General features: G+C 35.3%; 27 protein-coding genes and 1 pseudogene. 25 read left to right on the forward strand and 3 right to left on the reverse strand.

Going from position 1 to position 25,725, the window contains the following annotated elements; translation table 11 throughout:
- Positions 1-425: 425 nt before the first annotated feature.
- The 3 genes from BN2390_RS04495 (at position 426) to BN2390_RS04505 (ending at position 4,142) form a co-directional block, all read left to right on the forward strand.
- Positions 426-1,874, forward strand: coding sequence for a nicotinate phosphoribosyltransferase (locus BN2390_RS04495; RefSeq protein ID WP_053983156.1), 1,449 nt, complete (start codon positions 426-428; stop codon positions 1,872-1,874).
- Positions 1,875-1,920: 46 nt separating this feature from the next.
- On the forward strand, positions 1,921-2,658 hold the full coding sequence (locus BN2390_RS04500) for a lysophospholipid acyltransferase family protein (RefSeq protein ID WP_053983157.1): 738 nt from the start codon (positions 1,921-1,923) through the stop codon (positions 2,656-2,658).
- 86 nt (positions 2,659-2,744) lie between these two features.
- Positions 2,745-4,142: a DUF342 domain-containing protein gene (locus BN2390_RS04505; RefSeq protein WP_053983158.1), complete on the forward strand. Its 1,398-nt coding sequence runs from the start codon at positions 2,745-2,747 to the stop codon at positions 4,140-4,142.
- Here the strand turns inward: BN2390_RS04505 and cls are convergent.
- Positions 4,139-5,629, reverse strand: a complete 1,491-nt coding sequence (cls, locus tag BN2390_RS04510; RefSeq protein ID WP_242847642.1) for a cardiolipin synthase — start codon at positions 5,627-5,629, stop codon at positions 4,139-4,141. The two genes, BN2390_RS04505 and cls, sit on opposite strands and share 4 nt — an antisense overlap.
- 64 nt (positions 5,630-5,693) lie before the next feature.
- Between cls and BN2390_RS04515 the strand changes: the two genes are divergently transcribed.
- The 22 genes and pseudogenes from BN2390_RS04515 (at position 5,694) to BN2390_RS04615 (ending at position 23,541) form a co-directional block, all read left to right on the forward strand.
- Positions 5,694-6,143, forward strand: a complete 450-nt coding sequence (locus BN2390_RS04515; protein ID WP_053983160.1) for a Z-ring associated ZapG family protein — start codon at positions 5,694-5,696, stop codon at positions 6,141-6,143.
- A gap of 176 nt (positions 6,144-6,319) precedes the next feature.
- Positions 6,320-7,189, forward strand: a complete 870-nt coding sequence (locus BN2390_RS04520) for a YihY/virulence factor BrkB family protein (protein ID WP_053983161.1) — start codon at positions 6,320-6,322, stop codon at positions 7,187-7,189.
- The gene (locus tag BN2390_RS04525) at positions 7,179-7,787 is read left to right on the forward strand and encodes a DNA-3-methyladenine glycosylase (RefSeq protein WP_242847643.1); all 609 of its coding nucleotides are present in this window, start codon (positions 7,179-7,181) and stop codon (positions 7,785-7,787) included. The genes BN2390_RS04520 and BN2390_RS04525 overlap by 11 nt, the downstream gene beginning before the upstream one ends.
- Before the next feature lie 21 nt (positions 7,788-7,808).
- On the forward strand, positions 7,809-8,687 hold the full coding sequence (metF, locus tag BN2390_RS04530; RefSeq protein ID WP_053983162.1) for a methylenetetrahydrofolate reductase [NAD(P)H]: 879 nt from the start codon (positions 7,809-7,811) through the stop codon (positions 8,685-8,687).
- 6 nt (positions 8,688-8,693) lie between these two features.
- Complete coding sequence (locus BN2390_RS04535; RefSeq protein WP_053983163.1) at positions 8,694-9,365, forward strand: vitamin B12 dependent-methionine synthase activation domain-containing protein; 672 nt, start codon at positions 8,694-8,696, stop codon at positions 9,363-9,365.
- On the forward strand, positions 9,355-11,709 hold the full coding sequence (locus BN2390_RS04540) for a homocysteine S-methyltransferase family protein (RefSeq protein WP_330373700.1): 2,355 nt from the start codon (positions 9,355-9,357) through the stop codon (positions 11,707-11,709). Before BN2390_RS04535 ends, BN2390_RS04540 begins: the two co-directional genes overlap by 11 nt.
- Positions 11,710-11,789: 80 nt before the next feature.
- Complete coding sequence (locus BN2390_RS04545; RefSeq protein WP_053983164.1) at positions 11,790-12,848, forward strand: sensor domain-containing diguanylate cyclase; 1,059 nt, start codon at positions 11,790-11,792, stop codon at positions 12,846-12,848.
- 296 nt (positions 12,849-13,144) lie between these two features.
- Complete coding sequence (gene wecB / locus BN2390_RS04550) at positions 13,145-14,311, forward strand: non-hydrolyzing UDP-N-acetylglucosamine 2-epimerase (RefSeq protein WP_053983165.1); 1,167 nt, start codon at positions 13,145-13,147, stop codon at positions 14,309-14,311.
- A 9-nt stretch (positions 14,312-14,320) separates the two neighbouring features.
- The gene (locus BN2390_RS04555) at positions 14,321-14,554 is read left to right on the forward strand and encodes an AtpZ/AtpI family protein (protein ID WP_053983166.1); all 234 of its coding nucleotides are present in this window, start codon (positions 14,321-14,323) and stop codon (positions 14,552-14,554) included.
- Positions 14,547-14,912 carry an ATP synthase subunit I gene (locus BN2390_RS04560; protein ID WP_053983167.1) on the forward strand — a complete coding sequence of 122 codons (366 nt, stop codon included), beginning with the start codon at positions 14,547-14,549 and terminating at the stop codon, positions 14,910-14,912. The genes BN2390_RS04555 and BN2390_RS04560 overlap by 8 nt, the downstream gene beginning before the upstream one ends.
- A 65-nt stretch (positions 14,913-14,977) precedes the next feature.
- Positions 14,978-15,676 (forward strand): F0F1 ATP synthase subunit A, encoded by a 699-nt coding sequence (gene atpB / locus BN2390_RS04565; protein WP_053983168.1) that lies wholly within the window; start codon positions 14,978-14,980, stop codon positions 15,674-15,676.
- A 46-nt stretch (positions 15,677-15,722) separates the two neighbouring features.
- Positions 15,723-15,986, forward strand: a pseudogene (locus tag BN2390_RS22365) (ATP synthase Fo subunit C); the annotation flags it as partial.
- Positions 15,987-16,019: 33 nt separating this feature from the next.
- Positions 16,020-16,232, forward strand: coding sequence for an ATP synthase F0 subunit C (gene atpE / locus BN2390_RS22370; protein ID WP_334291884.1), 213 nt, complete (start codon positions 16,020-16,022; stop codon positions 16,230-16,232).
- Between the two features lie 48 nt (positions 16,233-16,280).
- Positions 16,281-16,565 carry an ATP synthase F0 subunit C gene (gene atpE / locus BN2390_RS04575; RefSeq protein ID WP_053983170.1) on the forward strand — a complete coding sequence of 95 codons (285 nt, stop codon included), beginning with the start codon at positions 16,281-16,283 and terminating at the stop codon, positions 16,563-16,565.
- Positions 16,566-16,613: 48 nt separating this feature from the next.
- On the forward strand, positions 16,614-17,132 hold the full coding sequence (gene atpF / locus BN2390_RS04580; protein ID WP_053983171.1) for a F0F1 ATP synthase subunit B: 519 nt from the start codon (positions 16,614-16,616) through the stop codon (positions 17,130-17,132).
- The gene (locus tag BN2390_RS04585; protein ID WP_053983172.1) at positions 17,120-17,665 is read left to right on the forward strand and encodes a F0F1 ATP synthase subunit delta; all 546 of its coding nucleotides are present in this window, start codon (positions 17,120-17,122) and stop codon (positions 17,663-17,665) included. The genes atpF and BN2390_RS04585 overlap by 13 nt, the downstream gene beginning before the upstream one ends.
- A 20-nt stretch (positions 17,666-17,685) precedes the next feature.
- Positions 17,686-19,197, forward strand: coding sequence for a F0F1 ATP synthase subunit alpha (gene atpA / locus BN2390_RS04590; protein ID WP_053983173.1), 1,512 nt, complete (start codon positions 17,686-17,688; stop codon positions 19,195-19,197).
- A gap of 23 nt (positions 19,198-19,220) precedes the next feature.
- Positions 19,221-20,081 (forward strand): ATP synthase F1 subunit gamma, encoded by an 861-nt coding sequence (gene atpG / locus BN2390_RS04595; RefSeq protein ID WP_053983174.1) that lies wholly within the window; start codon positions 19,221-19,223, stop codon positions 20,079-20,081.
- A gap of 25 nt (positions 20,082-20,106) precedes the next feature.
- Positions 20,107-21,498: a F0F1 ATP synthase subunit beta gene (gene atpD / locus BN2390_RS04600; RefSeq protein WP_053983175.1), complete on the forward strand. Its 1,392-nt coding sequence runs from the start codon at positions 20,107-20,109 to the stop codon at positions 21,496-21,498.
- Positions 21,499-21,507: 9 nt separating this feature from the next.
- Entirely contained in the window at positions 21,508-21,906 is a 399-nt protein-coding gene (gene atpC / locus BN2390_RS04605) for an ATP synthase F1 subunit epsilon (RefSeq protein ID WP_053983176.1), read from the forward strand.
- Positions 21,907-21,976: 70 nt separating this feature from the next.
- Positions 21,977-22,357: a DUF1801 domain-containing protein gene (locus BN2390_RS04610; protein ID WP_053983177.1), complete on the forward strand. Its 381-nt coding sequence runs from the start codon at positions 21,977-21,979 to the stop codon at positions 22,355-22,357.
- 257 nt (positions 22,358-22,614) lie between these two features.
- Complete coding sequence (locus BN2390_RS04615; protein WP_053983178.1) at positions 22,615-23,541, forward strand: N-acetylglucosamine kinase; 927 nt, start codon at positions 22,615-22,617, stop codon at positions 23,539-23,541.
- A gap of 591 nt (positions 23,542-24,132) precedes the next feature.
- On the opposite strand, the gene BN2390_RS04620 is transcribed toward BN2390_RS04615, so the two are convergent.
- On the reverse strand, positions 24,133-25,221 hold the full coding sequence (locus BN2390_RS04620; protein ID WP_053983179.1) for a DUF3810 domain-containing protein: 1,089 nt from the start codon (positions 25,219-25,221) through the stop codon (positions 24,133-24,135).
- Between the two features lie 141 nt (positions 25,222-25,362).
- Positions 25,363-25,683 carry a (2Fe-2S)-binding protein gene (locus tag BN2390_RS04625; RefSeq protein ID WP_053983180.1) on the reverse strand — a complete coding sequence of 107 codons (321 nt, stop codon included), beginning with the start codon at positions 25,681-25,683 and terminating at the stop codon, positions 25,363-25,365.
- Between the last annotated feature and the right edge of the window lie 42 nt (positions 25,684-25,725).

A 25,725-nucleotide genomic window follows, 5' to 3' on the forward strand; every position in this document is an offset into this window, starting at 1 on the left:
TAATGATAAAGAAGCAAATAGTTAATTGTTAAAAGTAGTGTTTTGGTTGAGATAACAAAAGTACTACTTTTTTATTTATAAGAATTACGGTATTCCAACTTCGGAGGAACTTAGAAAAGGGGGGGATGATTGTAATCTTAGGCTGGCTTGTTTTGCGTGCAAATCTTTTTGAACAAAATAAATTAAAACTAAAAGGAGTAGTTTATAATAAATAACATAAGCTACTAAAAGGAAAAGTCCACAAGTTGTGTAAGAATTGGTGATTTATCCACGTATGTATAAGAAATAATAGAGCATAATGTGGACAAATAGTGTGAAAAGAGTATTCCATTTAGACTACAAATAACTATTTATATGATATAATAATAGATAACAAACATAGGTAGACAGCGATAAGTATTTATAAATGAACAGGAGACTATTGTATGAGTAATAGAAATCTTACATTGTTAACAGACCTTTATCAATTAACTATGATGCAAGGTTATTTTGAAAATGATGTAAATAACCACGAAGTAGTATTTGACTTATTTTATAGAAAAAATCCATCAGGAAATGGCTATGCGATTTGCTGTGGATTAGAGCAAGCTATTGATTATATTAAAAATCTTCATTTTGCAGATGAAGATATTCAGTACTTAGAATCCCTTAATATCTTTAGCAAGGATTTCTTAGAGTATTTAAGTGATTTTAAATTTACAGGAGATATTGATGCTATACCAGAAGGGACGGTTGTACTTCCAGGTGAACCACTTATGCGTGTCAAAGCACCTATTTTTGAAGCACAATTTATTGAAACAACATTATTAAATATTATCAATCACCAAAGTTTAATTGCTACAAAGGCATCTCGTGTTGTAAGAGCAGCAGAAGGTGATACAGTACTTGAATTTGGACTTCGTCGTGCGCAAGGACCAGATGCAGGACTATATGGTGCAAGAGCAGCTATTATTGGTGGTTGCCATGCTACATCTAATGTACTTACAGGGCAAATGTTTGATGTACCCGTAGCAGGTACTCATGCACATAGCTGGGTTATGAGTTTTGAAAGTGAGCTAGAGGCTTTCCGTGCTTATGCAAAGTTATTCCCTCATAAGTGTATTTTACTTGTAGATACTTATGATACATTAGGGCAAGGTGTGCCTAATGCCATCAAAGTCTTTGATGAGATGAAAGCAGCAGGTATTGAATCCAAATCCTATGGTATTCGTTTAGATAGTGGTGACCTTGCTTATTTATCAAAATGTGCAAGAAAGATGCTTGATGATGCAGGCTATAAAGATGCAGTTATTAGTGCATCTTGTGATTTAGATGAATACTTAATTGCAGACCTTAAACGTCAAGGTGCAGCTATTACATTATGGGGTGTAGGTACAAAGCTTATCACTTCAGATGATTGTCCATCTTTTGGAGGAATCTATAAGCTTGCAGCAGAACGTGAAAATCAAGAAATGTTCAAACCAAAAATTAAAATCTCAGAGAATCCAGAAAAAATAACAAACCCAGGGATTAAAAAAGTTATCCGTATCTATGACAATGCTACACAAAAGGTTAAAGTAGATTTAATCGCTCTAGAAGAGGAAGAATTTGATTTAACTCAAGATATTACGGTACGTGATCCAAAAGCAAGATGGAGAAAAATGCATCTTAAAGCTGGGGAATACACTATGCGTGAACTCCTTGTACCAATCTTTAGAGAAGGTGAATGTGTTTATGAATCACCAAAGACAATGGACATTCGTGCTTATGCAAAACAAGAGTTAGAAAAGCTATGGGATGAGCAAAAGCGCCTAATTAATCCAGCTCATATTCCAGTAGACTTATCTGATGATTTATATTATCTCAAAGAACGTATGCTAGATGCATATAAATAAACTTCTATAATGGTTATCAGACAAAACAAAAGAAGGAAGTGAGAATGTGCTAAGAGGAATTTGGGTATTATGGGCTATGGGTTTTCACTTTGTAACCAATACATTTAATCGTAAAAGATATAGAGTGGATAACAAAGAGTTAGATCGTGCAACAAAGCAAGCTTATCGTGCTAAAATTTATGCAATGATGAGAGAATTAAGCCGGAGAATGATACGTGCAGCAGGAGCAGAACTTGTGATTAAAGGTAAAGAAAATTTACCTGAACATGGGCCAGTTGTTTATATGGCAAATCATAAAGGTCTTTTTGATAGTCCTGTTATGGCTACGCTAGTAGAAAAGGATACTTTAATCTTTATTGGAAAAGATGAAACAAAGAAAATGCCTGTTATTGGACCATGGTTTGATGCAATGGGGTGTATTTATATTGTAAGAGATGATATGAAACAATCTCTAAAAGCGATTTTAGATGGGATCGATGAACTTAAACAAGGGCAGTCAGTAGTAATCTTTCCAGAAGGAACACGCCAAAAAGGACCAGAAATGGGAAGCTTTAAAGCAGGAAGCTTTAAACTAGCAACAAAAGCAAACGTACCGATTGTACCTATAGCTATTCAAAACAGTTATAAGGTGTTAGAAGAAAAGGGTAGAATTCAAAAAACTACAATTTATGTTAATGTAGGTAAGCCAATAGACGTAGCGAGTTTAAGTGCAGAAGAAAAGAAAAGATTACCACAAGATGTAGAAGACACCGTAAGAGCGTTATTAGAAGAGATTACAGAGTAATTATAAATATATAGAGAAGAAATTGCAGATTAAGCATAAAGAATTAAGAGTACTAATCAAACATCAGATAAAATGGGGGGCTACGCATGGATACATTAAGAGAAGCTGTTAATGAGACAATGACTTTAGAAGTGACACCAGATAAGATGCTTGCTGTAGTATCTTTTAAACCATCTTTAGGAGATGGAAAGCAGTTAGGGATAGATGAAATAAAAAAGCAAATCCATGATAAAGGAATAGTATATGGACTTGATGAGAATGTCTTAAATGATATTGAGTCAAATAGACAAATGGAGTTTAAATATATCATTGCAAGAGGAATGGTGCCACAAAAAGGTGATGATGCTAAAAGCCTATTTCATTTTGATGTAGAAAACTTTAATAAAGTTCAACCTAAAGAAAATGAAGATGGTACTGTAGACTTTAAAAGCTTAAATATAGTTCATAATGTGAATAAAGGGCAAGTTCTATATGAAAAAGTACCTGCTACTGAGGGTATAGAAGGTATGAATGTTTTTGGCGAAGTAGTACGCGCAGTCAAAGGTAAAGATATAAGGTTACCACGTGGTAAAAATGTAGACTTATTAGAAGATGGTAAAACATTAGTAGCAGGTATCAGTGGTCGTCTTTGCTATGATAAACATAATATTTATATTGCTCCACTTTTAGTCATTGAAAAAGACGTGGATAGTAGTACAGGTAATGTAGAATTTGTAGGAAGTATACTTATCAATGGAAGTGTTAAAAATGGCTTCAAAGTAAAGGCCACGGGCAACATAGAAATCCATGGAAGCGTAGAGGCAGCACATCTTGAAGCTGAAGGTGATATCAGTGTTTGGTATGGTATACAAGGTATAGATAAAGGAACTGTAAAGACCAATGGGAATTTGGTGGCGAAGTTTATTCAAAATGCAAGTGTAGAAGCTACAGGGAATGTAGTAGCAGAAGCTATTATGCATAGCCAAGTTGCAGCTAGCAATGTTTATGTAGAAAAAGGAAAAGGGCTTATAGTTGGAGGGCAGATTATAGCAAGTCATTATATAACTGCTACTACGATGGGTTCTTCAATGGCAACACAAACAGACTTACAAATTGGTATACCACCACATGTTATGAATGAATTTAAACAGATTGAAAAGAAATACTTTACACTATCAGAAGAACTAAGTAAAATTGGTCAAAGTGTAAATTTCCTTACAACCAAACAAGCTAGAGGAGAATTACCACCAGATAAGCTAGAACTTCTAAGGAAATTATTAATTACGAGGCAGCAAACTCAAAGTACTCACAGAGAACTATCAAGTAGATATAAGGAACTTTCTGAGAGCATACAAGATGCTACAGGAGGGCAAATCAAAGTCAAAAATATACTTCACTCAGGTGTGAAAGTTACAATGGGTAGCTTAGTAAAGTATATTTTTGAAGATGTTACATATTGTACAGTTAAGCGATCAGGTGCTGATATTGTTATTGGTGGCTATTAAAGAATAGGTGAAAATAGCCTAGAAATAGATTCTTTAAACTTGATAAATAGAGGCCTAGCATCATAAATTTCTAAAGTTAGATCTTTACAATCTAATAAATCTTTTTCAAAAGCTTCGCTAAGTTGAATAGCGGAGCTTTTGTCATAGATAAAAGCATTCATCTCAAAGTTAAGTTTTAGACTTCTCATATCAAAGTTTGCTGTCCCTACACAAGAAAGGGTTTGGTCTATTACAATGGTTTTAGAATGTAGAAAACCCTTTTCATAAGTATAGGCTCTAGCTCCACAGCTTATAAGTTCACCAATATAAGAATAAGTTGCCCAATAAACAAACATATGGTCAGGTTTGTTAGGAATCATAATACGTACATCAAGGCCAGATAAGCTTGCTAGCTTGAGAGCAGTAAGAAGTGCTTCATCAGGAATAAAGTAAGGGGTTTGAATCCAAATACTAGACTTTGCTTCATTAATCATTTTGATATAGCCATTTCTAATTGTAGGGTACTTAGAATCAGGGCCACTTGAAACAAGCTGTATAATAGCGCCTGTAGCATGGCATAAAGGTGCTAGATTAGGCAGCTTATAATGATCTAGACAATGGGACTCATGTGATGCAAAACGCCAATCTAATAGAAATTGAAGATTGCAAAGTAAAGCACCACTACCTACTATTTTAAGATGGGTATCACGCCAATACCCCATACGTTTACTTTTTCCAAGATATTCATCACCCACATTAAAACCACCAAGATAGGCAACTTTATCATCAATAATACAGAGTTTGCGATGGTTACGATAATTAAAATGGAGGTTAAGCCAAGGTGTAAAAGGTGGTGCAAAGCAGGTTAAATTAATTCCGGCTTCTCTGAGCTCCTTAAAATAGGAAGAAGGTGTTTTAAGGCAACCCATACCATCATAGAGTAATGAGACTTCTACCCCCTCAGATGCTTTCTTGATAAGTAAGTCTTTAAATGCCAGACCTAACTTATCATTATGAATAATATAGTACTCTAGATGAACATATTGAGTTGCAGACTTGATATCTTCAAAGAGTGCATTAAATTTAGCGTGACCATCGGTGAAGATTTCTATTGCATTATCACAGGTATAGACAGATTCATGACCGATGAGTAAGAAGTGTAAAAGGTTATAGTCACAACAACTTGAACAGTTATTATGGGTGCAATGACTACATGAGTCTTTATAAATCTCACTATGTAGTAGATGCATATAACGATCAGATTCTTCTTTTTTATTAAACATCTTACGTTTTTTCATACTCTGTCCAAAAAAAAGATAGAGAAAGAATCCAATAAAAGGAAGAAATAGGAGTACCATTAGCCACGCCCATGTTGCGGTTACATCTTTATGCTCAATAAAAATCATATAGCCTATGAGACTTAAATTGATGAATAGGGATAAAATAAGGAAGAAAATAAGCATGATGATACCACCTTTTTGTAAGATAAAAACTAATATGTTAATCATATTGTGGTATATTCGGTTATATGCTATACTATTTGAAGATTAAAGTTGTACAAGGAGGTCTAAGATGGAAACCTGGATGGTAGTTTTAATATGGGTAGTCGTAATTGCCGCAATCGGTGCTGGGCTTTATTTTTGGGGTAGAAAGCTACAAAAAAGATATGATGAACAACAACAAATGGTTAACCAATATAAACAAGTGGTTCCATTATTTGTTATTGATAAGAAGAAAGATAAATTAGAGAACTTAAAGCTTCCTAAACAAGTAAAAGAACAAGTTCCAAAAATGCAACGTAAACGTAAAATGCCAGTTGTTATTGCAAAAGCAGGTCCACAAATCGTAACACTTATGTGTGATGAAGTTGTATACAATACAGTACCTGTTAAAAAACAAATTAAAGCCGAAGTAGCAGGTATTATGCTTGTTAATGTGGTTTCTGGAAAACTTCCAACGCCACAAAAAGAAGGTTTTATGAACAAAATGAAACGTAAAGCGAAAGAGCTTAGAAATAAATAGTCACAAAAACACAAGCAAATGCTTGTGTTTTTTTTATGAGCAAAAACTTTTACAAAAATATAAATTATGATATAGTTATAAAAAAGATTTATAAAAATGATGGATAAAGTGAGTATACTTCCACTTAGCTCGAGATATACTGAATATGAGATTGTACATAAAAGTGAGGAATATCATTGGAGAAAATAAAGTATTTTATAGATTATATATTGAAATTAGAAAAGCGATTTACAGGACATGAAATTGCTTCTAGAAGTGCACAAATTACGTATTATTGGGTATTAGCATTTTTCCCATTTTTGGTTATGGTCATCTCTATTTTAACATTTACGAATATTGCACAGAGTGAATTTATGGTGTACTTAGCAGAAGTTATTCCAACTGCGATTATGCCTTTTATTGAGCAGACAATTAATCAGTTAATTGAATACCGTAGTGCAACACTACTGTCATTTAGTGCGATTGCTGCAATCTGGTCAGCATCAGCAGCTGTAAATGCTATGATGAAAGGTATTTATAAGGCTTATAGTGCTGTAGATGAAAGATCCTTTTTTATTAGAAAGATTATTTCTATGATTTATTCAGTTATTCTTGCAGTGTTGATAGCAGGGATGATTGTATTATTAGTATTTGGAAATAGAATAGGTGAATATATTATTCATCGATTTAGTATTGAACAGCAATATTATAAAATGCTGTGGGATCTTGTTCGTTTCACCTTGCCAGTAGCAGCTCTGTTGGTAGGTTTATATATTATCTACAAATATGTTCCGAGAAAACATTTAAGAGATGGGAATGTATGGCCAGGTACTATTTTTGCTAGTATCAGTTGGTATGCTTTTTCTTATCTCTTTTCAATCTACGTAGATAAGTTCAGTAAATATAATCAAATGTATGGAAGTATTGGAAGCATATTCATTTTACTTATTTGGCTTTATACCAGTGGTATGCTTGTACTTATTGGAGCTGAGATGAATGCACTTTTCCAAGATATGAAGCATGTAAGACCAGCAAGAATAAGAAGGGAGGAAAGAAGTGGAAAGTAACATTAAGCGTTCCTTCTATCTAAGAGATGGGCTAAAAGTAGCAAAAGACTTGTTAGGAAAGACATTAGTAAGAGTGAAAGATGGGAAGCGATATGCTTTCAAAATTGTTGAAACAGAAGCATATTTAGGGCCAGATGATAAAGGTGCCCATACTTATGGTGGTAAGCCAACTGCTCGGACAAAACCTATTTTTGACGAAGGTGGGATAACCTATATTTATCTTATTTATGGTATGTATTACTGCCTCAATATCGTAGCCAATGAGGTGAATATACCTCATTGTGTATTAATAAGGGCTGTCGAGCCATTAGATGAAGAGAGTCTAGTGTATTGTAAAGCCAACAGACCTATTAAATCTAAGAAAGTACAAGATTTAACCAATGGACCAGGTAAGCTGTGTAAAGCCTTAGAAATTGATAAATTTTTAAATGAGATAGATGTTACAAAAGAAGGTGCGTTATATATTGAAGAAGGTGAAACACCAAAAGAGATTGTAACAGACAAGCGTATCAATATTGACTATGCCGAAGAATATAAAGACAAAGAATGGCGATTCTACATTAAAGATAATCCGTTTGTGTCCGTATTAAAAAAATAGATGAGTAAAAGGGGATTTAGCATGAAAATAAGTGAAATATTTGAAAAAAATAAACCAGTCATTTCGTTTGAGATTTTTCCACCAAAGCAAACAACATCAATAGATAGTATTTATAGTACTATTGATGCATTAGCACCCTTATCACCAGATTTTATTAGTGTAACTTATGGTGCAGGTGGAAGTACAAGGGGAAATACAGTACAAATTGCATCTGTATTAAAGAATAAATATAATATTACACCACTGGCGCATTTAACGTGTGTAGATGGCACAAAGGAAAGCATGGCTCAGATATTACAAGAACTAGAAGATGAAGGTGTAGAAAATATCCTAGCACTAAGAGGTGATTTACCAGAAGGAGCAAGTTTAGGTGAATTCCATTATGCAAATGATTTAGTAAGTTACATAAAAGAAAACGGAAATTTTGATGTAGCAGCAGCCTGCTATCCAGAAAAACATATAGAAGCACTTACTTTAGATGATGATATAACACACTTAAAACATAAAATTGAATGTGGAACAGACGTACTTATTAGCCAACTTTTCTTTGACAATGAAGCCTTTTATAAATGGCGTGACCAAGTGAGAAGCTTAGGGATACAAACGCCTATTGTTGCAGGGATTATGCCTATTACATCTGCAAAACAATTAGAACGTATGGTGACTTTATGTGGTGCAAGCATTCCAAGTACAATCCAAGGTCTTGTAAAGGCTTATAATCATAATGCACAAGCTTTAAAAGAAGCTGGCATTGCTTATGCAACCATGCAGATTATTGACTTACTAGCATCTGGTGTCGATGGGATTCACTTATATACTATGAATCAAGCAGATATTGCAAAACGTATAATGGAAAACATTAGGGGAATTAATTATGCAGTAAAGACAAAGAGGGCTTAAATCATTATGGCAAAAGATGAAATTATACTTAGAGAAGTACTGAGATATATCAATGTACCTTACCATGCGGCAGATGCAACACTTAAACAAGAAATACTTACTGCCTATGGTGAAATAGAGTCTATGGCTAGGATCAGAGAGGTCTATGGACTTTTTAATATAGAACCGAAAGAAGATCTAATAGTATTTCAAGAAATCAATTTTCAAATAGAGAGTGCAGATTTAGCAAAGGTTGTTAAAAACTGTAATCAATTATATGTAATGGCTGTAACAATAGGAAGTGAAATTGATAAACGTATTAGTGGGACTCAGCAGACTGATATGATGAAAGCACTTATTTATAACGCTTGTGCCAATGTTTTAATCGAGCAAGCATGTGATCATGTAGAAGAAGAAATCATGAAAAACATAAAAGAGGGACAATACTTAACTATGCGTTATAGTCCAGGTTATGGAGATGTACCTCTTACAGTACAAACAGAAATTTTAAATTTTTTAGATGCAACAAGAAAAGCAGGTATTACAACAACAAAGGCAGGAATGCTTATTCCACTCAAATCAGTTACAGCTTTTATAGGCCTATCTAGTATAAAAGAGAAAAGACATAAAGGATGTGAGAGCTGCTTGATACAAGATAAGTGTATTTATAGAAAACGAGGTGAAAAGTGTGGCAGTTAGATTTTTTGATGGTGCAATGGGAACAGTGCTTCAGAATAAGGGGTTAAAGTTAGGTGAGATACCAGAACTTTTCAACTTTACTCATAGAGAGTTAGTAGAACAAGTTCATTTAGATTACTTAGATGCAGGAGCAGACTGTGTAACAACCAATACTTTTGGAGCAAATCGCTATAAAATAAATGAAACCAACTATACAGTTGAAGAAGTTATTACACAAGCAGTAGGTATTGCAAAAAGTGCAGTAAGTAAGAAAAATAAAGGTAAAGTTGTATTAGACATAGGTTCAACAGGGAAACTCATTGAACCAGTAGGGGATATTTCTTTTGAAGAAGCTTATGAAGTATTCAAAGAACAAGTTATAGCAGGAGAAAAAGCAGGAGCAGATATTATCCTTTTTGAGACCTTTACAGACTTATATGAGCTTAAGGCAGGGGTACTTGCAGCTAAAGAAAATACTTCATTACCTATCTTCTGTACCATGACCTTTGAAGCAAATGGGAGAACCTTCTTTGGGACAAGTTTAGAAGCCATGGTATTAACGCTAGAAGCATTAGGTGTGGATGCACTTGGTATTAACTGTAGCTTAGGACCTAAAGAACTTGTACCATTAGTAGAGCAACTTGTAGGCTTAGCTTCTATCCCAGTACTCGTACAACCTAATGCTGGGTTGCCAGATATGAAGGATGGAAAAGCTGTTTATAATATTACAGAAGAAGAGTTTACACACTACATGGGTTACTTTGCAGAACTTGGTGTGAGTATTTTAGGTGGATGTTGTGGAACAAATCCGTCTTATATTAAAGGTGTTGTGGATAAAGTAAGTGACATTCAGCCTAAACCTATTGTACCTAAAAAATTATGTGGGATTTGTAGTAGTCAAAAAGCAGTATTTTTTGATGATGTAAGAATAATAGGAGAAAGACTGAATCCAACAGGTAAGAAGTTACTTCAACAAGCTTTAAGAGAAGATAATATGGATTACATCCTTAGACTTGCACTAGAGCAAAAAGAAGAAGGCGCTGACTTACTCGATGTCAATATGGGATTACCTGATATAGATGAAGTTGGTATGCTTAAAAAAGCAATTAAACAAATACAAGGGGTAGTAGATTTGCCACTTCAAATTGATTCATCTAACGTTAAAGCATTAGAAGAATCTGTTCGTATTTATAATGGTAAACCACTTATTAACTCAGTGAATGGTAAAAAGGAAAGTCTAGATGCTATTTTACCAATTGCTAAAAAGTATGGTGCAGCCGTATTAGGACTTACACTAGATGAAAAAGGTATTCCAAATACAGCTGAAGAAAGACTAGAAGTAGCAAGAATTATAGTTGAGGCAGCTAAGTCATACAATATACCTAAAGAGGACATCTTTATAGATTGTCTTGTAGTTACAGCATCTGCACAGCAAGAATTAGTTTATGAGACATTAAGAGCTGTAAAATTAGTAAAAGAAGAGTTGGGTGTAAAGACAGTACTTGGAGTAAGTAATGTGTCTTTTGGACTTCCAGCAAGACCAGCACTTAACCAAGCGATGCTTACAATGGCACTCTTACAAGGGTTAGATGCACCAATTATGAATCCAAAGAATAAAGAAATGATAGAGGCTATTTTATCTTATAGAGTATTAGTAGGGAAAGATAAAGAATCAAAAGATTATATAGATTACTTTAGTAAACAGCAAGAAGTCAGTAAGGAAGTATCTACAAGTAATGAATATACCCTTGAACAAGCCATTATTAAAGGGCTTAAAGAAGAAGCATACAAGATTACACAGCAATACTTAAAAGATTATGAACCACTAGAAATAGTAGAAAAGTTTATTGTACCTGCGCTTAACCAGGTTGGAGATGACTATGAAAAACAAGTGTTATACTTGCCACAGCTTATTAAGTCAGCAGAAGCAGCACAAAGTAGCTTTGAAGTATTAAAAGTAGCTATGATTAAAAATGGAGGAACACATCAAAGTGGGCCAAAAGTTATTTTAGCAACTGTACATGGAGACATTCATGATATAGGTAAAAATATCGTTAAGGTTATTATGCAAAACTATGGTTTTACAGTAATAGATTTAGGTAAGGATGTACCAACTGAAGCTGTTTTAGAAGCGGTTAAAAAGCATGAAGTTAAGTTAGTTGGACTCAGTGCACTTATGACAACGACAGTTGCAAGTATGAAAGAAACAATAGAAAGCTTGAAAAAAGTTGAACCAAAGTGTAAAGTTATAGTAGGAGGCGCAGTTCTTACACCAGAGTTGGCAGAATTCGTAGGTGCGGACTTCTATGCAAAAGATGCTATGGAAACTGTAAGGATTAGCGAGAAAGTTTTCAAAGATCTTTAATGCATAAGCTAAAACTTGACGATAAATAAAATAGTTACTAAATAAAGCAACTACATTGTAGGACCAGGGGAGGGACCGCGATGAATGAAGTGGCTGCAAGACAAATGGTTACAATAGGCAACCTTGAGAAAGAACTTCAAGCGCAAAAAGGCATGCTATGGGTACTAGGGGAAATCATTAAAGTCGCTAACAATATTGGATCTTTTAAAGCTTTGATGAATGCGATGACAGATATGCTTATGGGGGTAACAGGTGTTAACGCCTGTTATCTATGGGCGTATCATGGAGATCGTATTAAAGTCTATTATAGAAGTACGGAATTTAATAATGAGTTTTTAGAGCTAGATGAAAGTACAATCAGTAAAGAAATTAAAATTCTAAGAAATACTTATATCTATACAGAAGAAGAAATAGAATATCCTATTATAGAAGGTGCAAGTATTCCACAGTCTAGATTAGTTGTACCACTTATGAACTTTGTTGATGAGAGTGTAATAGGAGGCTTAGTATTAGAACATGGACAAGCTAACTTTTTTACTGCAAATAATAGAGTATTTTTTGAAACACTAGCTACATTTATTGCTTCTAATACAATGAATTCTAGATTGTATGAACAAGTGTCACAAGAATCGAAAAAGGATCCGCTTACAGGTGTTTATAATAGAAGGCAGCTAAATCGTATGATTGAACAGCTTATTAAAAATTATGAGCTATTAACAATAGGGATTTTTGATTCAGATAACTTTAAAGCAGTAAATGATTTATTGGGGCATAGAAAGGGCGATGAAGTACTTCAAGCCATTTCTCATGCTGCAACAGAAGCTATAAGTAGATATAATGGAAAAGTTATCCGTTATGGGGGGGATGAGTTTGTACTCCTACTTCCTTTAGCGTTAGAAGAAGGGATGAAAGTCTTTAGAGGGTTTCAACAATCAGTACCTGAGCTTGTAACAATCAAAGATATTAATATTCCCGTAACGATAACAATGGGTGTATCTGCTTATCCAGATACCAAAGTAGATAAAAAAGATTTAGTACACTTAGCTGATAAGGCCTTACTAAGAGGCAAAGATTTAGGAAAGAATTGTATAATGCTCGTAGGAGAAGAGGACTTTGGAGAGAGCGAAGAGGTGTTATAAAACGCCTCTTTTTTATGTTAATAAAATAAGAATACTAAAATGAACAAAAGTCATTTTAGTATTAGACAGTAAGAATCTAGAAATGTTATAATGCAAGAGAATTAGAGTGCGGCGTAATTTTATATAAGATTCAATATAATCCAACTTATACATAAAGCATTTACAATTGTATGATTATAATGGTAAAGTAGTAAGGATTAAAAGCTGGTTTTTTTTATATACGTACATATTATTACAATATAATAAACACAATAGAAATAAGTACTATATTGCTAATAGGATAGGAGAGTAAAGAAATGGACCAAAAGATCCGTGTTATGAGTGTTTTTGGAACAAGACCAGAAGCAATTAAAATGGCACCTTTAGTAAAAGAACTTGAAAAAAATGACAACATAGAGAATCTAGTGTGTGTAACAGCTCAACATCGTGAGATGCTCGACCAAGTATTAGAGATATTTGACATTAAACCAGATTATGACTTAAATATCATGAAAGATAGACAAACATTAACAGGTATTACAACACGTGTTTTAGAAGGAATGGAAGGGGTACTTGAAGAAGCAAAACCAGATATTGTACTTGTACATGGGGATACTTCAACAACTTTCGTTACTGCACTTGCTGCCTTCTATAAACAAATTCCAGTTGGACATGTTGAGGCAGGACTTCGTACATATAACATATACGAACCGTTCCCAGAAGAGATGAACAGAAAATTAGCAGGCGCTATTGCTACGTTACACTTTTCACCAACACCACTTGCAAAAGGGAATTTATTACGTGAAGCCGTAGATGAAAAAGCAATTTATGTAACAGGCAATACTGTTATTGATGCACTTAAAACAACAATTAGTGAAGATTATCATTTTACAGTAGATATATTAAATGGTATCGATTATGCAAATAAACGTGTTATTACTATGACAGCACATAGAAGAGAGAATTTAGGAGAGCCTTTACGTAACATTTGTGAGGCTGTTAAAGCAATTGCTAATGAATTTAGTGATGTTGAAGTTGTCTATGCTGTTCATAAGAATCCAGCTGTACGTGACGTAGCCTATGAAATCTTAGGAGACTTACAAAACGTACATCTTATAGAGCCACTTGATCTTAAAGATATGCATAACTTAATGCAAAGATCTTATTTAGTTCTTACTGATTCAGGCGGACTTCAAGAAGAAGTACCTTCTATGGGTAAACCAGTTCTTGTCCTTCGTAATGTAACAGAAAGACCAGAAGGTATTGAGGCTGGTACACTTAAACTTGCAGGTGTAGAAAAAGAAACAATTTATAACTTAACGAAAGAACTTCTTACAGATGAAGTTGTTTATAAAGAAATGGCACAGGCCAAAAATCCATTTGGTGATGGAGAAGCATCAAGACGTATTGTTGAAGCAATCCTTTCTTATTTTATAGAAGGTTCACCTCGTCCAGATGATTATATTTATAATGCTAAGAAGTAGGTGGAAATCATGAAGCAACGAGGCTGGATAAGAGCATTAGCCCTTCTAGAACAAGTTGGTTTTTCCATGGCTGTTCCTATCTTTTTATGTGTATTTTTAGGGATTTTTATAGATAATACCACTAACAAATCTCCCTTATTCCTGATTATTTTTATATTACTAGGAGTAGGGGCCGCTTTTCGTAATTTATTCTATATAATAGGAAAAGAAGCTAAGAGAGGAGAAAAAGAGAGAGATGAATAAGGCATATATTAAACAACATTTAATGCAAGTTACAATGGTTGCCTTTTCGCTTGTTGTTTATGGAATCGGAATGTTTTTTACTTCAGATTCATTAGCATGGACAACGGGAATCTTTTTGGGACTAGTCATTGCACTTCTTAAATTAAGGCTTATGGAACTCACTTTTACTAAGGCTGTTGCTATGCCAGAAGGTAAGGCTAAAAATTATACACAAAGACACTATATGTTACGTTATTTAGTAACAGGTCTTGTATTATTCATAGCAGCTTTATCTCCAAGTGTTAGTCTAATAGGCGTGTTCTTTGGACTGATTTCTATGAAAGTAGGAGCATATGCACAGTTAGGTGTAAGAAACTAATTATTTTAGCAACAAGAGCGTAAGCTCTTTAGCATAGAAATTTATATGGAAAGGAGAGTGAGTAGGTGGAGCAAAATTTAGACTTTGGGATTCATCAAGTCGTAACTTTCTTTACAATTGATGGTAAACCTTATGGTCTCACAACAACACATATTAATACTTTTTTAGTAATGGCTGTTTTAACTATATTTGCTCTTATTGTACGTGCTAAAGTTAAAAACTTTAAGACTATACCAGATACTAAGTTCCAAATTATTATCGAGTTTTTAGTTGATACGATTTATAACTTTACATCTAGTACAATGGGTGAGAAAAATAGAAAATTCGGTGCATTCTATGGTCCTATGTTTTTATTTATTTTGTTATGTAACTTAACAGGATTAATTGGACTAAGACCACCTACTGCTGATATTGCAACAACATTTGCATTATCATTAACCACATTTTTCATGATCCACTATTTTGGTTTAAGATCCAAAGGTGCAAACTACCTTAAAGGCTTCTTAGAACCAATACCATTATTGTTACCGCTTAACATCATTGGTGAGCTTGCTAACCCAATCTCATTAAGTTTCCGTTTATTTGGTAACATCTTAGGTGGAACCATTATCATGGGATTATACTACGCGATGATGCCATGGTGGGCACAACTTGGTTTACCTTCAATCCTACATTCATATTTCGATGTGTTTGCAGGTGCGTTACAAACCCTTATCTTTGTTATGCTAAGCATGACATTCGTATCCAGCGCAATGGAAGAATAAAAAAAGAGGTGAAAGTATGGGATATACAGAGTTCCTATTCGGATGGATGGCAAATGTTGACCCAGTAGCTCTCGTTTTAGCCTTCTCAGCGATTGGTGCAGGACTTGCAATGATTGCAGGTATTGGACCAGGTATTGGACAAGGTTTTGCAGCGGGTAAAGCAGCTGAGGCAATGGGCAAAAATCCTAAAGATGGTGGTAAACCAGCAACTTTAGTTATGTTACTAGGTGCTGCAGTAGCCGAAACTTCAGGGATTTTCTCATTAGTTATTGCCATTATTATGTTATTTGCCAATCCACTTCTTAATAAAGGTGGCATTGCACTTGTACTTGCGGCTTCCGCAATTGGTGCAGGTTTAGCAATGATCGCAGGTATTGGACCTGGTATTGGACAAGGTTATGCAGCGGGTAAAGCTGCAGAAGCTGTTGGTAAAAGACCTAAGCTTCAAAGTGCGATTGTAAGAACAATGCTTCTTGGGCAAGCAGTTGCTCAAACAACAGGGATTTATGCCCTTATCATTGCATTACTCTTATTATTCGTAAATTTATTTGCATAAGAACAAAAACATTAACTTATTAGTTGTATATTTAAGGAGGAATTCATAATGGATAACCAAATCGATGGAAGAGCTTTAATTTTAGCATGTTCAGCAATTGGTGCTGGTCTTGCAATGATCGCAGGTATTGGACCTGGTATTGGTCAAGGTTACGCAGCTGGTAAAGGTGCAGAAGCAGTAGGTCGTCAACCAGAAGCACAATCAGACGTAGTACGTACAATGTTACTTGGTGCAGCGGTAGCTGAAACAACAGGTATCTATGGTCTTATCGTAGCTATTATTCTTTTATTCGCTAACCCACTTATTACAAAATATATTGAGTTACTTGGCTAATAAAAACATAGTAAGCGGTATAAGACATAGAAAGGAGGGAATTTCCCTTTGAGCTCAAAAATTATTGAATTTTCCATGCAAACAGGATGGGAATGGTTTGTGCAGCTTCTTGCTCTATTTCTAATTATTGCAATTCTAGCGAAGTTATTATTTAAACCAGTAAGTGAGTTTTTAGATAAACGTCAAGCAATGATTGCAGCAGAAGTAAATGGTGCTACAAATGCTAAAAAAGATGCAGAAAGCCTTAAAAAAGATTACCAAAGTAAACTTGTTAATATCGAGGCAGAAGCTAGTGAAATATTAAAACAAGCAAGAGCAAAAGCATTAGTCCGTGAAGAAGAAATTATTAACGAGGCTAAAAAAGAAGCTGAAGCCATTAAAGAAAAAGCATTTAAAGATATCGAACTTGAAAAAGAACGTGTTCAATCTGAGATGAAACAAGAAATGATCGAAGTAGCTACACTTATGGCAAGTAAGTTTGTAGCTGAATCAATGAGTGCAGATAAACAAAATGCATTAGTTGATGATATGATTAAAGAGATGGGGGATGTACAGTGGCTGAGATAGTTGTAAACCGTTATGCTACTGCCCTCTTCGAAATTGCCAAAGAACAAGGGGCAATGACAAAGTTTAAAGAAGAAGCAAGTGCTATTTGTGAAGTTCTTAAGAACGAACCAGAGTACATGAATCTTCTTGGTCATCCAAGTGTAATTGAAGCACAAAAATTAGAACTTATTGAGCAAGCCTTTAGTGGACGTGTATCAGATGAGTTCGTTGGCCTTATGGGGCTTATCATTAAAAAATCTCGTACAGAATACTTAATCCGTATTCTTACACAATTTATAGAAATGGCAAAAGAAGATGAAGGGCTTATTAAAGCTACAGTAACTTCTGCAATGCCACTCACAAATCAGCAACTAGCGCAAATTAAAGAGAACCTTGAACAAGGAACAGGTAAAACAATCGAACTTGATGCACAAATTGATGCATCACTTATTGGTGGGCTTATCGTTCGTGTTGGTGACAAAGTAGTTGATGGAAGCATTAAAGGTCAAATGGATGCTTTAAAATCACAGCTAAATAGTTTGCGACTTGCATAAAAAAGGGGTGTAATGATTTAATGAACCTTAGACCAGAGGAAATCAGCAGCGTTATTAAGAATCAAATTAATAACTACAAAACACGCCTTGAAGTATCAGAAGTAGGAACTGTTATTACAGTAGGGGACGGTATCGCTCGTGTACACGGACTCGAAAAAGCAATGGCAGGAGAACTTCTTGAATTCACTGGCGGCGTATATGGAATGGTTCTTAACTTAGAAGAAGACAACATTGGGGTTGTTCTTTTAGGTTCTGACCAATACATCAAAGAAGGTAGCGACGTTAAATCAACAGGACGTATCGTAGAGGTACCTGTTGGTGACGCACTTAGCGGACGTGTTGTTAACCCTCTTGGCCAACCAATCGATGGTAAAGGCCCAATCAGCTCTACAACATTCCGTCCTGTTGAGCGTATTGCTCCAGGTGTTATCGAAAGAAAATCAGTAGATACACCACTTCAAACAGGTCTTAAAGCAATCGATGCCATGGTACCAATCGGACGTGGACAACGTGAGCTTATTATCGGAGATAGACAAACAGGTAAAACTGCTATCGCCTTAGATACAATCATCAACCAAAAAGGTAAAGATGTAAAATGTATCTACGTAGCTATTGGACAAAAAGCTTCAACAGTTGCTCAAATCGTTAAAACTTTAGAAAAAAATGATGCTATGAGCTACACAACAGTAGTAGTTTCTACAGCTAGTGACCTTTCTCCACTTCAATACTTAGCACCATATGCTGGGGCTGCTATTGGTGAAGAATGGATGGAAAGTGGTAAAGATGTTCTTATCATTTATGATGATTTATCAAAACATGCGGTAGCTTACCGTACAATGGCATTACTTCTTCATAGACCACCAGGTCGTGAGGCGTATCCAGGGGACGTATTCTACCTTCACTCAAGACTTCTTGAGCGTGCAGCTAAACTTTCAGATGAAAGAGGTGGCGGTTCTATGACTGCTCTTCCAATCATCGAAACACAAGCTGGTGATATCTCAGCTTATATCCCAACAAACGTTATCTCTATCACAGATGGACAGATCTTCCTTGAAACTGAACTTTTCAATGCGGGTGTTAGACCAGCGGTTAACCCAGGTCTTTCAGTATCACGTGTTGGTGGTGCAGCTCAGATCAAAGCAATGAAACAAATTGCAGGTCCTATCCGTGTGGAACTTGCTCAATACCGTTCTCTTGCAGCTTTCGCTCAGTTCGGTTCTGACCTTGATGCAGCTACACAAAATGCTTTAGCACAAGGTGAACGTATTATGGAAGTTTTAAAACAACCACAATACAGACCAATGAGTGTTGCAGAACAAATTATTGTTCTTTATGCAGCTACAAGAAAATATCTTCTTGATATTCCAGTATCAGCAGTTAAACAATTCGAGAGAGAATTACTTGAAACTGTTAGCACAAAATACCCAGAACTTCTTACAGAAGTTACAGGTAAAGCTGGTATTACAAAAGAACTTGAAGAAAAACTTAAAAAAGTTGTTAGCGAATTCAAAGCTAGTTTCAAAGTTCAATAATTTAGAAAGAAGAGGTGCGGTAGATGGCGTCTTTACAAGCAATTAAAGGACGAATTAAAAGTGTAAACAGCACCAAACAAATTACCAATGCCATGAATCTTGTAGCTACAGCTAAGCTGACTAAAGCAAAAGATGCAGCATTTAAAACAAGACCATTCTTTACTGAAGTTCAAAAAGTAATTAAATCAATTGCTAAAAACTCAGAGAATGTAAATTCACCACTTCTTCGTGAAAATGGGTCAAATGCAAAAGGCTATATTGTTATAGCCGGAGATAAAGGGCTTGCTGGTGGATACAATTCAAACATTGGTAAATTAGTATTAAATCATATAACTAATAAAGACGAAACTCGTCTTGTTACAGTAGGAAAGAAATCAAGAGAGTTCTTTAGAGCAAGACACTTTGATATTGCTAAAGAAGTTATTGGAGTTTCAGGAGAACCTACGTATAATGATGCAAGAGAAATTGCTGATTATGCTATAGATTTATTTGCTAAAGGTGAAGTTGGAGAAGTATATTTAGCTTATACAGCATTCAAATCTACAATCCAACAAGAACCAACTTTGATTCGTCTATTACCAGTAGATATATCAGAAATAGAAGAACCAGAAACAGAAGGTCCAAAAGATTTATTAATCTATGAACCTTCACCAGAAGCTGTACTTAACTACTTAATGCCAAGATACGTAACAGATGTTATTTATGGAGGATTAGTAGAATCAAGTGCAAGTGAACAAGGTGCAAGAATGACAGCGATGGATTCAGCTACAGAAAATGCAAACGAAATGATTGCAAAACTTGAAATTGAATCTAACCGTGCACGTCAAGCAGCGATTACACAAGAGTTATCTGAAATCGTAGGTGGAGCTGCTGCCCTTAAGTAATTAAATTAAAAGGAGTGAAGAGTTAATGGCACAAAACGTAGGACGTATCGTTCAAATCATCGGTGCTGTTTTAGATATTAAGTTTACGCCAAATAACCTTCCTGCACTTTATAATGCGATCGATATCATCAAACAAGATGGAGAAAAACTTGTAGTAGAAGTTGCTCAACATCTTGGTGATGATGTTGTTAGATGTATCGCGATGTCAGCTACTGACGGTTTAGTGCGTGGGATGGAAGCAGTAGATACAGGAGCACCTATTAGTGTACCAGTAGGAACTGCAACACTTGGACGTATCTTTAACGTAACAGGAGATGCCGTAGATGGTAAAGAAAACCCAGATGTAGAAAAATGGCCTATTCATAGATCAGCACCTACATTTGAAGAATTATCTACAGAATCAGAAATTCTTGAAACAGGGATTAAAGTAGTAGACTTACTTTGTCCATACCTTAAAGGTGGTAAAATCGGTTTATTCGGTGGTGCCGGTGTAGGTAAAACTGTACTTATTCAAGAGCTTATCCGTAACATTGCTACAGAACATGGTGGTTTCTCTGTATTCGCAGGTGTAGGTGAGCGTACAAGAGAAGGTAATGACCTTTTCCACGAGATGACAGATTCAGGCGTTATCTCAAAAACAACAATGGTGTTCGGACAAATGAACGAGCCACCTGGTGCCAGAATGCGTGTTGCATTAACTGGTCTTACAATGGCTGAATACTTCCGTGATCAATCAGGACAAGACGTACTTTTATTCGTAGATAATATCTTCCGTCTTGTTCAAGCTGGTTCAGAAGTATCTGCTCTTCTTGGACGTATCCCAAGTGCCGTTGGTTACCAACCAACACTTGCAACTGAAATGGGTGCACTTCAAGAACGTATCACATCAACCAACAAAGGGTCTATTACATCTGTTCAAGCGGTATACGTTCCAGCCGATGACTTAACTGACCCAGCTCCAGCTACAACATTCGCCCATCTTGATGCGAAAACAGTACTTTCTCGTGCACAAGTAGAACAAGGTATCTACCCAGCGGTAGACCCACTTGAATCTACATCACGTATTCTTGATCCACAAATCGTTGGTGAAGAACACTACCAAGTAGCACGTGACGTACAAGCAATTCTTCAAAGATACAAAGAACTTCAAGATATCATCGCTATCTTAGGTATGGATGAACTTTCAGAAGAAGATAAAGTGGTAGTTAACCGTGCACGTCGTGTACAAAAATTCCTTTCACAATCATTCTTCGTAGCAGAAGTATTCACAGGTAATCCAGGTAAATACGTACCAATTAAAGAAACTATCCGTGGTTTCAAAGAAATTCTTGAAGGTAAACATGATGACCTTCCAGAAAACGCATTCTTAATGGTTGGTACTATTGAAGAAGCTGTAGAAAAAGCAAAAACATTGTAGGTGATGACTATGGCAGAAAATAAATTAAGCCTTCAAATCATAACACCGACTAGATCAGTATTAAACATTAAAGTTGATAGTGTTGTATTACGTACACTAGATGGCGATATGGGTGTGTACTACGATCATGAGCCAGTTGTTACACTTCTTAACTACGGTATTTTACGTTACAAAGTGGACGGTAAAGTTCACAAAGTAACAACAATGGGTGGTTTTGCAGAAGTAACAGAGGACAAAGTAGTAGTACTTACAGATGCATCAGAATTAGAAGAAGAAATCGACTTTGCACGTGCCGAGGCAGCTAAAGAACGTGCAGAGGGACGTGTAGGTCATAATGACTTAGATATGCGTCGTGCAGAAATTGCACTTCGTAAATCACTTGTACGTTTAGATTTAAAAAAGAAATAGATTAAAAAGAGGTGCTACCTTAGGGTGGCACCTTCTTTTATATTTATATATAGTAGGAGGCGTTTGAAGTATGACAAAAGTAAGTAATGAAGTTGATCACTATATCGCAGCTCTTTCTGGTATAGAACAAGACTGGGTGTGCTTTTTTGTAGAATATATGCGTGAAAAACATTCGGATTTGGAAGAAGTGATTTCCTTTCAAATGCCCACTTACAAACTTGGTAGTGGGAAACTACGAAATTATATTGCATTTTCACCAGCTAAAAATCACTTTTCTTTGCACTCCATGGATTTTGAGTATATTGGAATGCTTAAAGAAAAACTCGTAAAACCAGGAAAAGGTAAAGGGTGTGTAAATGTTAAATATACAAGTCTAGAAGAGAGAGAAATTTTAGTTGAGGCAATTGAAGAAATTATTAAGCGTAAAAAGTTAGCATCCTACGGGAAATGAGATGGTAGAAAGTTGATCTAGCAAATGAGATGACGAGAATAGAGGAATTAAAGGGGGATTTTTAAGAAGTTACTATTATTATAAAACATAAAATAAAGAGAAAATATTTCCCGGGAAGTAGAAAAAAGGAGAATTAAGGGAGACAATACATGGATTTTTTTATAAGGGTATATTAAAATAGATTTAACAGACTAAGATTATAAAGAAAAGTAATCAAATAGAGTCCATAGAGAGAGAAAAGTAGTAGGAGGACGAGGATGTATTTATTAGGCCTAGATGGTGGGGAAACAAAAACTCATTGTATTATTGGTGATGAAGCGGGGAATATATTTGCTGAAGGTTTTGGGGGACCAGCAAATTATCAAACAGTGGGGGTAGAAACAACAAGACATTCTATAATAACAGCAATATCAAGAGCTCTAAGTAAATTGAGTATAAAAATAACAGATATTACTCATGGAATTATCGGACTTGCGGGGGTAGATGGAGAAAATGATTTAAAAATAATTAATCAAATTTGTAGTTCGGTATTTAACAATGTACCATATGAAATTTACAATGATTGTTGGTTAGTACTTCGAGTAGGGAGTGATGAAAACTGGGGTGTTGTAAGTGTTTGTGGCCGTGGTCATGGATGTATGGGGAGAACAAGAGAAGGCAAGGAAGTACAATTACGAAATAAAGTTTATATGATAGGAAACAGGGGCGGTGGAACGGAAGTAGTATATGAAGCATTGCATCATACTTTTAGAGCAGATGAAGGCGTAGGGCCAACTACAAGGTTGCAAGAAGAAATTCCTAAAATTCTAGGTGTAGAGACAATGGAAGACGTAGATATATTGATTAGAGATCATGGATATAGTATAGAAGGCTTAACTCAAATACCATTCCTCTTATCTAGATTAGCAAGAGAAGAAGATGAGGTAGCCCAAAATATTATTATTGAAAATGGCAAAGCCATAGGCAAAAGTGCTGCTTCAGTTATTAAGCAGTTAAATTTTCAACACACAGAAGTACCTATTGTTGTGGGAGGAAGTGCTTTTGTCGAAGATAATCCATTATTCATTGATGCGTATAGATTAGAAGTACATAGGGTAGCACCCCATGCGAGGTTTACAGTAATAGATAAACGTCCTGTTATAGGAGCTTATTACTTAGCTATTGATAAATTTAAAAATAAATAAAAGTGATTAAACCATACATAAAAAAAGTATGTGAGGATATACTAATAACATACACAGGATGTACAACATCTGTAATAGATGAAAGACGTCAAGTGTATAAAAGATCATGGAGGGGATGATTCCCTTGGAGAACAGATGGCAATAACCATAAAAGTACTAAGTGATTCGAATCCGAAATGACCAAAGTCTAAGACAAGCACTTCCATAAAGAATTAAAGATAATTGCCCTAAAAAGCAAACATTTTTAACAATCGGGAAGAGAGCACCTTAGCAAAAGTAGTAAGAACAGCTCAAACTGTTCTTACTATTTTTTTTGCTCCCAACTCAGCCTGTAGATACAAAGAAAGTAAAATATCCTTTCAAACGGGAGTGAAACTAAATAAAAAAAGTAAATCTCTTTTAAACGGCGATAAGGCTAAATAGACAAGAAAGTATAAAGACGAGGGTGGTGATATAGTCTGAAATCTATCTACGTAGTGTTGAGAAAAGAAATGTATGAAATAAAAAATTTTGAATGAATTACATTTCTCTGAACACGAAGTGAAGTAGATGAAAGACTATACCACTAGCCTCGTCTTCTATCTTGTTTATTTAATAATACTTATCATGAAGTGCTAAAATTAAATTAACCATTTCACCATAGCTTGCAGTTCCAGCTTCTACACCGTTAGATTGTAGATAGGCGTTATTAATTTGTTCAGCGGCTTCTTTTACATCACCTTTATAGCCATCCCAGAATTCATTAATAGCTACAAGGTCTTTATAAATACCATCAGGCATAGTAGCATTGATTGAAAGTAATAAGTCACGGTCGGCAGAAGCCAGAGCATTACTGAGATATGAAATAGCCATAATGTACCCAGAGTACTGGAAGTCAGGGTCTGGATGAGATAAAGAAGTAATATAAGCAATGAAGTTACATTCATTTTCAAAGCCATAACCTCTTTGATGGGCCATTTCATGGCAAGTAGTAGCAGGAATTGTAATAGCAGGAACACTAATGTTAATATTAGGTTCACCAGTAAAAGGTGAGTAGATGCCTGTTATACCTGTATAGTTCATGAGAGGCGAAGCAAGGACTGCTTTAGCCTTACCATAGTTCCCATTAAGAACAGTGAATTTTTGACCAGCGATATCAAATCCTGCCTGAGCACGGTCAAATATATCATGATGATCTCCAAGAGGTTGAGCGCGTCCATTTTCATCTACAGGGAGTTCTTCACGAATTTTACCAGCAACTTCTAATAAATGGGCATAAAGTTCACCAAGCTCTTGAGGAGTATGTTCACCTATAACAATATCGTAACGTTCACTAAAGTGAGGGCGCTTGTAATTCATTCCCCAGAAGGCAATGAAGATAAAGAATAAAATAGATGCAATACATCCGATGTTTAGTACATAATGACCTAGTAATTTGAAAATAGAGTGAAAATCTGTAATACATTTATAAAGCGTATAGAGTGTGTAGATTATAAGACTTACTATACCAACATAGATTCCCCATTCAAAGAGAGAAAAAGGAAAGATGCCTGTAATCTTACTTAAAATCTGAATCGTACATTTGTTAATGCCAAGAGAATAATATTGCTCCCATTTCTCAGGTGAGAGTGTATAAAGATAAGAGAGTAATATACTAAGTGGAATTAATAATAAGCTGAGTAACTTTAAACGAATCTGCAATCGAAGCCCTCCCTAAAAATTATGATGTCTTTTAATAGTTTTCACATTCTTAGACTTTTTATTTATTGTACTACAACAAGGATAAAATTGGACATATGTTTATAAATAAAAAAGAAGGTTGTTAAAAAACAACCTTCTTTTTTACCTACCTAATTCAATAACATTAGCAACAAGTTTTTGACAACGTCCACAAGCACTACCTGCTTTAGTTACTTCAGCAACTTTTTCTACTGTATCTGCTCCATTTTTTACAGCTGTTACAACATCTTCAAGAGAAACGTTATGACATCCACAAACAGAAGCAAGGATTTTTTCAATTTCAGGGATACAACCACCGCAAGCAGTACCTGCACCTGTCATTTCTTGAATTTCAGCAACAGTACGAGCACCGTTACACATTGCTTGACGAATTGCTATGTAATCTACATTTTTACAGTGACAAATTACTTTATTTTGAGCCATATTCTAGTCCTCCTATTGGGCATGTAATAATTCCTATTATAT

It is taken from the genome of Niameybacter massiliensis (genome assembly GCF_001282685.1).
Classification (GTDB): Bacteria; Bacillota; Clostridia; order Lachnospirales; family Cellulosilyticaceae; genus Holtiella; species Holtiella tumoricola.